The 6,656-nt window shown below is 45.1% G+C and carries 7 protein-coding genes; 5 read left to right on the top strand and 2 right to left on the bottom strand.

The genetic code is table 11. The features are described from left to right. Positions 1-29: 29 nt before the first annotated feature. A complete protein-coding gene (locus JI65_RS10275) occupies positions 30-770 on the bottom strand; it encodes a purine-nucleoside phosphorylase (protein WP_242457220.1) in 741 nt (246 codons plus the stop codon). Between the two features lie 114 nt (positions 771-884). Here JI65_RS10275 and pth point away from each other — a divergent pair, with 114 nt between their 5' ends. The 3 genes from pth (at position 885) to prs (ending at position 3,985) form a co-directional block, all read left to right on the top strand. Beyond that, positions 885-1,547, top strand: coding sequence for an aminoacyl-tRNA hydrolase (pth, locus tag JI65_RS10270; RefSeq protein ID WP_191016067.1), 663 nt, complete (start codon positions 885-887; stop codon positions 1,545-1,547). 2 nt (positions 1,548-1,549) lie between these two features. Beyond that, positions 1,550-2,428, top strand: a complete 879-nt coding sequence (gene mazG / locus JI65_RS10265) for a nucleoside triphosphate pyrophosphohydrolase (RefSeq protein ID WP_242457219.1) — start codon at positions 1,550-1,552, stop codon at positions 2,426-2,428. A gap of 249 nt (positions 2,429-2,677) precedes the next feature. Continuing rightward, positions 2,678-3,985, top strand: coding sequence for a ribose-phosphate diphosphokinase (prs, locus tag JI65_RS10260; RefSeq protein ID WP_191016064.1), 1,308 nt, complete (start codon positions 2,678-2,680; stop codon positions 3,983-3,985). A gap of 146 nt (positions 3,986-4,131) precedes the next feature. Here the strand turns inward: prs and JI65_RS10255 are convergent, their stop codons facing one another. Next, positions 4,132-4,440, bottom strand: a complete 309-nt coding sequence (locus JI65_RS10255) for a hypothetical protein (protein WP_191016062.1) — start codon at positions 4,438-4,440, stop codon at positions 4,132-4,134. A 390-nt stretch (positions 4,441-4,830) separates the two neighbouring features. On the opposite strand from JI65_RS10255, the gene JI65_RS10250 reads away from it, so the two are divergent. Both JI65_RS10250 and JI65_RS10245 read left to right on the top strand, forming a co-directional pair. After that, positions 4,831-5,940: an FGGY family carbohydrate kinase gene (locus tag JI65_RS10250; protein ID WP_191016059.1), complete on the top strand. Its 1,110-nt coding sequence runs from the start codon at positions 4,831-4,833 to the stop codon at positions 5,938-5,940. Between the two features lie 35 nt (positions 5,941-5,975). Continuing rightward, complete coding sequence (locus tag JI65_RS10245; protein ID WP_191016057.1) at positions 5,976-6,638, top strand: HAD family hydrolase; 663 nt, start codon at positions 5,976-5,978, stop codon at positions 6,636-6,638. Positions 6,639-6,656: the final 18 nt, after the last annotated feature.

The following is a 6,656-nucleotide window of genomic DNA, read 5'->3' as shown; positions in this document are numbered from 1 at the left end:
ACAAGTTTATAATGCGGACGTCCTAAACATTACACCAAGCACAGTGCGGTTTCTATCATTGGGTTCAGGGATTTGAATGAAAAATCCGTAGTTGCTCCCGTAACGCAGTTTGCGACCATCGTAAGGATTGAAAGGGCTTTTTTTCCGAGGTAAGCGGCGTTGCAGTAAAGCGCGTAGGTTTCCATGTCCTGCGCAAGAACGCCCATTCTCGCCCACTTTGTCCACGCTTCTTCGCCCAGAGCGTTGTACTCGGAATACATGTCGCTCGAAAGAATCGCACCGGCCTCAAAGCGGATATTTTTTTGGCCCGCAAAGTCGGAGGCTTTTTTTAGGAGCGAAAAATCAGCCGAAGGAGAGAACGTTCCCGGCAAAGCATACTGATACGCATAATTCGAATCAGTCGAAGCCGTCATCGCAAAAATCAGGTCGCCCGGAAGCTGACTTTCTTTGTAACCGCCCGCCGTTCCGATTCTGATTATTTTTTCAGCCTCATAAAATTTAAAAAGCTCGAAGGAGTAGATTCCAGCGCTCGGTCCGCCCATTCCGCTTCCCATCACCGAAACTTCCTTTCCGGCGTATTTTCCCGTAAAGCCCTTCATTCCGCGGACGGAAGTAACTTCACGAGCGTCCGTAAGGAAATTCTCCGCGATGTATTTTGCCCGCATCGGGTCGCCCGGCAAAAGCACTGTCTTTGCAATTTCGCCCTTGCTCGCACTATTGTGCGGAGTTGGAGTCTTTGCGCTGTGCGGAGTCATTTTATTTTCGTTCATATTTTCCTCACTAAAAAGAATGATTCAAAATTTTTCTGAAAAGAAATTTTACCACACTTTTAAAATTTTATGCACTTGTAAGCAGTCGGCGAACAAAGTAAAATCTTTTCTACAATGATAAAACTTGTTACATTTTTAGGAAATTACGGAGCTGAATACAAGGACACACGCCACAACGTTGCATGGCAGTTCGCGTCGCAGCTTCCTTTTTATGAAAAACTCAACTGGCAACAAAAATTCAAAGGCGACTATGCCGTCGTAGAAACAGCGACACTCGCAGAATGGTTCGCACAGACTGGAATTTACGCAAAAAAAGACGGCTCTGCCCCGCACATCCCGGAAGACGCTCCGGAGAAAATCTATTTTTTAAAACCGCTCACTTACATGAATTTAAGCGGAGAAGCAATCGGCGAACTTGCCCGCTTTTACAAAATCAATCCGGAGGAAATTCTTGTCGTTCACGATGAGCTGGAACTTCCAATGGGAACCGCCAGTCTAAAATGGAGCGGTGGACTCGGTGGCCACAACGGGCTTCGCTCAACAAAAGCCGTACTCGGCACGGCAGATTTCTGGCGACTCCGCTTCGGGCTCACAAAACCAGAGGGAAAAGACATCGCTGACTACGTTCTCTCATCGTTCACGCAGGACGAACGCATAATCCTCGCACAAGTTTTTGGAGAAACAACGAAGATGTTCGCAAAATTTCTTCTTTCGAACGAGGACGGGCAGAAAAAACTTCTGCAGGGCTGGAGCAAACGAAAAATCGTGGAGAAATAAAATTGAATAAAAATGATGAAGAAAATCTCTGCGCACAGTCATTTTTGTCACTTCTCAGAACCGTAAAGACCCTCCGCTCACAAAACGGCTGCCCTTGGGATAAAGACCAAACCCCAGAATCCCTTCGCCGAGACCTAATGGAAGAAACCTTTGAGGCAATCGACGCGATTACCCAAAACGACACCCCGCATATCCGCGAAGAACTCGGCGACGTAATGTTCAACCTGCTTCTAACGGCGTACATGTACGAACAGAACGGCGACTTTAAGCTCAGCGAGATTTTTGAAGAAGTGAACGAAAAATTAATCCGCCGGCACCCGCACGTTTTTAAGAACGAAGGCGAAAAAATTACGACCGGCGAAGTGCTCACCCAGTGGGACAAAATCAAGGATGACGTTGAAGGCCGAAAGACCGATTCCGTCCTTGACCAAGTGCCACAAGGATTTCCGCCATTATTGAAAGCGTTCAAAATGGTCAAAAAAGCCGCCAAAAAGAATTTTGACTGGCAAAGCCCGTCTCAGTTTCTCGGAAAAATCAGCGAAGAAATTTCCGAAGTTCAGGAAGCCGCGCGTAAAGTCCGGGAGCTAAAAAAATTACCGTCGGACGAGCCGTTCACTTTAAGCGGCGGAAACGAAGCTTTGAACGACGCACAGCTGCATCTAGAAGAAGAAATCGGGGATTTTTTTCTTGCCTCGGTAAACTACGCCCGCTATCTGGGTGTTGACCCGACACTCGCGCTCGACAGGGCAAACCGCAAATTTTACAGACGCTTTTCATACGTCGAAAAAAAGATGGCCGAGCGAGGAATTCCGTTTTCAAAAGAAAAACTTTCCGCAATGATGAATATTTGGAACGAAGCAAAACAAAATGAAAGCAAATAGCAAATTTTTCTATTAAAGCGCAAGTTTTGCAATTCAATTCATTCGATTGACGATAAAGTTTGAAAAATATAAAATAAAAATATCGCTCTCTAGCGCATTAAAAAACGGTGCAATTTTGCTCCTTGGAAAAAGTAGTTCCCGAATTCTATCGAAGGAAAAACTGACTTTTAGTCATTCAAAACCGTTTTTTAGGTTGCACTACAGAGATTTATAAAATTTTTTACTAATTATTAGTAAGGGGAATTTGAAATGCCTTATTCAGAACCAACCAATCTGGGCGTAATCGCTTGCCCTGGTGGAGCCGTTTTTGCCGACGAAGTAATCGCGCATCTTCGACACATGTACAAACATCGTTTTGCACTAAAAACTGATGTTATTTCTAAACGCTACAATCTTGAAAAAGAAAAGTTGGTTCAAGACATGAACTTCCGAAACGATATGGTCACTTCGGATTTGGTTGTTCGTGGAGCTATCGACAAGTACCGACCGCCAAAGTTCAAGGTAGACACTTTGTTCACTTGGTTCGCGAACGGCGAGGTAAAAGCCGAGATTCTTGAATGTGTCCGCGGAAAAGACATCTATATCTTCCAGGACGTTGAAAACCACGAGCCAATCGACATGAACGGCGGAAAGAACAAAGTGACTTTCTCCGTAAACGACCACGTAATGACGCTTCTCGTCACAATCGACGCAGTTCAGCAGGCAGGTGCAAAATCAATCACACTCGTAGTTCCTGCATATCCATACAGCAGACAGCACAAAAAGAAGAGCCGCGAAGGACTCACTGCAAGCCTGCTCGGTCACATTTACGAAATGAAAGGTGTTACCCGAATCGTAACGCTCGACATTCACTCACGCGAAATCGTAAACGCATTCAACACGACGTATCTCGACAATCTTCACGCTTCATACCAGATTATCCGGGAGCTTACAAAAGTCGTAAATCTTACGGGACCTAACAAGGAGGACTTGGTTGTAGTCTCTCCCGACACAGGGGCAATTGACCGAAACAAGTTCTATGCTTCTGGTCTCAAAGTGCCTCTCGCAATGATTTACAAGGAACGAGACTACTCGGTAGTCACACAGGATGCAAAAAACACGAACATCAAGAGCATCAAACTTTTGGGCGACGTAAAGGGCAAGGTTGCATTCCTCGCTGACGACATGCTCGGAACTGGCGGAACGCTCCTCAAAGCAATGGGATTCTTGAAGGAACAGGGTGCCACAAAAGTCATCGCCGCGATTTCTCTTCCGTTCTTTACAGGAAACGCAATCGAGCTTTTTGATCAGGCTTACAAAGACGGGCTTTTCTACCGCGTAATCGGTACGAATGCCGTTTATCACTCGAACTTGAAAGACAAAGAGTGGTTCATCTCTACGAACGTTACGGGTCTCTTCGCAAACGTAATCACGAGAATCCACCACGATCAGGGCTTGAGCGACCTTCTCGACAACAGAACAATTATCGACAAGCTCATAAAGAAGTCTGACACCGACGGAACTGCGGCTACTGCAAAGCAGGATGGTAAAGCAGATTCCAAGGCTGATAATAAATAGGACGAACGAAAAGTTTCTGCAAAGCCTGTCATTACAAACTTTATAAAGCAAGGCAGGCTTTGAAAACAAAAACTCAAAATTGAGCCTAGACAAAAAAACTGGTGTGTTGACTTTGCACGCACACCAGTTTTTTTAATTCATAAAGCTTATTTTGTAAGGGCAATATCCGACGCGATTTCCTGAAGACGCTTGTTCAGCGTACGAGAACTAAAACTCTGGAAAGATTTGACTGCTATATCCTTTAGACCGTCCGCAATAATTTTTGCCTGCTCAGCCTCAGCATGCATGGCAATTCCAACAAGCTCAATCACCTGTTTCTGCATGTTGCTGTCCGCCATCTCAAAGCAGAGCGATGCACCGTTCAATACGATTTCAACTCCTGTATCATCGTATCCCAGAACCGAAAGAATATACTCGGTCTGTACATTCACGCAATTTCCAATTGATATAACCATAAATTCTCCTCCATGAAAATATTACCTTATAATTGTACACCGAACTTCCGATAATTCAACTTCAAAAATGTGCACGAGAATAATTTTTTGACGCAGATGAACACGGATAGACGCTGATAGAACGCAGATACTTTTTATTATACTTCGAAGGATTCCGCATTACGAGAATGTGGACTAAAAAAATTGTCGGAACGAGAGTAAAAAAACGGCTTTTGTGAACGTTTGCAAGGTGAGCCGCAAAGCGACGTCAATAATTTTCCTTGCACCTTGCACCGCGTGAACAAAAACGTTTTTTTACGGTAGTGCAGACAATTTTTTTACCCCCTACAAGTTTATAATGCGAAATAGTTTCTCTTCTCGCAGGGGCAAAAAAACTGTAGAATTGAAGGCATGGATACGATTCTTTGCGTTGATATTGGAACGACTTCGTTAAAAGCCGCATTGCTCTCCGACAAGCGGACAGTGGAGGCTTACTCTCGGCAAGAGATTTTTGCCGAAGACAAAACGAAAATCTCTCAAGTATGGCTCACCGCGCTAAAAAATGCACTTTTAGACATGAAGGCTCAGAATTCCGAAGCCGCAATTGAAGCAATTTGCGTAAGCGGAAACGGTCCAACTTTAGTCGCAGAATCAAACGGAACGACTTTTTTGTGGAACGAGGAAATTTTATCACAAAAATTGAATCCAGAATTCAACCTAAAATCTACACGCTCCCTTTACATTCCCCGGCTCGCGCATTTTAAGAGCAATTTTGAATCCGAATGGAATGGCTCGGAATATATTTTTTCAGGGCCGGAATATTTAATCTATCGTCTTACAGGAAAAGCACTTACGATTTTGCCAGAAGAACGTTTTACCGACGCGTACTGGACTTTTGACTCGCTCAAAGCTTCGGGATTTTCTGAATCGGACGCAAAAAAACTTCCGCCGTTTGTAAAAATGGGTAGTTTTGCGGGGCAGCTCACAGCAAAGGCGGCACTTGAGACCGGGCTTTTGGAAGGAACGCTCGTTTTTTGCGGTGCGCCGGATTTTGTGGTCGCGCTTTTGGGCACGGGAACGATTTACCCAGGAACGATGTGCGACAGGGCTGGCTCCAGCGAAGGAATCAATTTGTGCACGGCTTCGAGAGTTACCGGCGAGGGAATCAGAACGCTTCCGAGCGCAATTCCGGGGCTTTGGAACGCTTCCGTTCTTGTGGAAAACAGCGGGCGACTAAAAGACGAGAACCCGGAAAAGCTTTCTTTAATACTAAAAGAATCTTTGGAACGGCTAAAAAATACAGCCGAAAACGCGGGAGAAGTTTTTCCGCCATTTATGACGATGACGGGCGGACAATGCCTGGACGAAAAATGGATTCTTCAAAAGGAAAAAGCGTGCGGCGTAAAAATCAGGGTTCCGTGGTGTAGAGACGCGGAGCTTATAGGCGACCTGATTCTTGCAAGAGTCGGTCTTGGCGACTATGACGATTTTGAGGAAGCTTGCTTTGTGCTTTGCAGGTAGGCACAAAAAAACAGAAACAAAGAGAGGTGATTCCAGTGGAAACTTTTAACATGCCAACAAATCCAAAAGTTCTGATTTTTGACATTGACTCGACTCTTTACACGTGCCCCGAATATGCTCACGAGCAGATAGATGCGCAGGTGCGCCATTTTGCAAAACTCAACCATCTAAGTGCGGACGGCGCGCGAAACATGATTGCGGATTACAGGCGAAAATGGGCGAAAGACCACGACGGAAAAAAAATCAGTCTCGGAAATCTTCTCCGTTCGTTCGGGGTTTCAATCGAAACGTCAATCGAATGGCGAAAAACGCTTTTTGACCCGGCAGACTACTTAAAACGCGACGAAAAGTTAATTGAAACTCTAAAAAATCTTTCTAAAAAATTCTATTTAATTTGCGTGACGAACAATCCAGTGGAGCCTGCAAGAAAAACTCTCGACGTAATCGGAATCTCAGATTTGATTCCAGTAATCGTCGGACTTGACACGTGCATGGCCTCAAAGCCTTCAAAAAAGATTCTTGACCGCGCCGTAAAGGAAGCAAGCGACGCACTGGGAAGGCAAGTTGACTATTCTGAATGCGTCTCGGTGGGCGACAGATTCGACATTGACCTTTCACTTGCGATTTCGCTCGGAATGGGCGGAGTTCTCGTGAACGGCGTTGAGGACGTATGGCAACTGGAAGACGTTCTTTCGTGATTTTTAATCGCGATAGTT

This window comes from Treponema zioleckii, from assembly GCF_014737315.1.
GTDB lineage: Bacteria > Spirochaetota > Spirochaetia > Treponematales > Treponemataceae > Treponema_D > Treponema_D zioleckii.
The sequence above is the reverse complement of the archived record's forward strand: the minus strand, read 5'-3'. Positions and strand labels throughout refer to the sequence as shown.